Raw genomic sequence first — 1,092 nt, forward strand, 5'->3', positions numbered from 1 at the left:
TGCCCCGCAGAAGGTGAGGGAGACCTTGCAGAATGGGAAGCAGCAGACGATGCAGATGATTGAAAAGCCTGTAAAAGCAGAGCGTGTGAGTGAACGTCAAATTCAAACGGGTACTAAGGGTACGGGTAAAGAATATAAAAACTATAAGGATGTAGAATATACTGGAACAACTAAAGTTAATGGAGAAGTAAGGGATATTAGCAGACGGGTTTTTCAAAGGTTAGATATTGATTATATGAGAATTGACCCTAAAACTGGTATGACAAATCTCCAATTGATGAAAAAAGGAAGAGCACCAATTTGGCAAGATGGGACTGCTATAGAACTTCATCATTTAATTCAAAGAGAGCCCGGATCAATGGTGGAGCTCCCGGGTAGCATGCATAAGGAATATTATAAAATATTGCATGGCTTAGTGGAGAATGGTGGAAGCTTTAGAAACGACCCTGTGTTAAAAAAGCAATAGGAAAATTTTAGGTCGAAATATTGGAGATGGAGAGCTAAACAAATAGATAAAGCTGACTTATAAAAGGAGGAATTTTGAATGAATAAAGAGGAATTAACCAATTTTATTCAGGTAAATATGGAATCAGATGACTTTACTGGTGGAGTAGATAAAAAACAAGTTGATTATGTTCAAGATACCCTACAGTTAAAATTGCCAGAAAGTTATAAGTGGTTTTTAACTAATTATGGCTCTGGTGGGTTATTTGGTGTTGATATTTTAGGGGTGGCTAAGTCTAATATAGCTTCTGTTGTTATTGAAACAGAGAGTTATAGGGATTTAGGAATGAGTGAGAATTTAGTAGTTATTGAAGATATTGGGGAATATGCTTATTGTCTAGACACTAGTAATATGGAAAACAATGAGTGCCCAGTAATAGCATGGGATAGACAAGGTGGACTTGATGACTACAATACAGCAAAGAATTTTTATGAGTTTTTATCACAAAGGTTATTGGATGCAAAAGAAGCATGGGAAGAAGAGTTTTAATATAGATAAATGACCTTGTTTAGCTTAAAGCTGAATAAGGTCATTTATTGTTTATGATGAATAGAAGTTATAAGTCTGTCTCTTTTAAACATCTGACG

2 protein-coding genes are annotated in these 1,092 nt (G+C 35.4%); both read left to right on the forward strand.

The window, feature by feature from the left end:
• A partial coding sequence (locus tag RB298_RS02130; RefSeq protein WP_486045500.1) for an HNH/ENDO VII family nuclease occupies positions 1-466 on the forward strand: 466 nt, incomplete at its 5' end.
• 78 nt (positions 467-544) lie between these two features.
• Entirely contained in the window at positions 545-994 is a 450-nt protein-coding gene (locus tag RB298_RS02135; RefSeq protein ID WP_486045502.1) for an SMI1/KNR4 family protein, read from the forward strand.
• Positions 995-1,092 lie beyond the last annotated feature (98 nt).

The organism is Priestia sp. BR_2 (genome assembly GCF_041954005.1).
Classification (GTDB): Bacteria; Bacillota; Bacilli; order Paenibacillales; family Paenibacillaceae; genus Paenibacillus_AQ; species Paenibacillus_AQ lautus_A.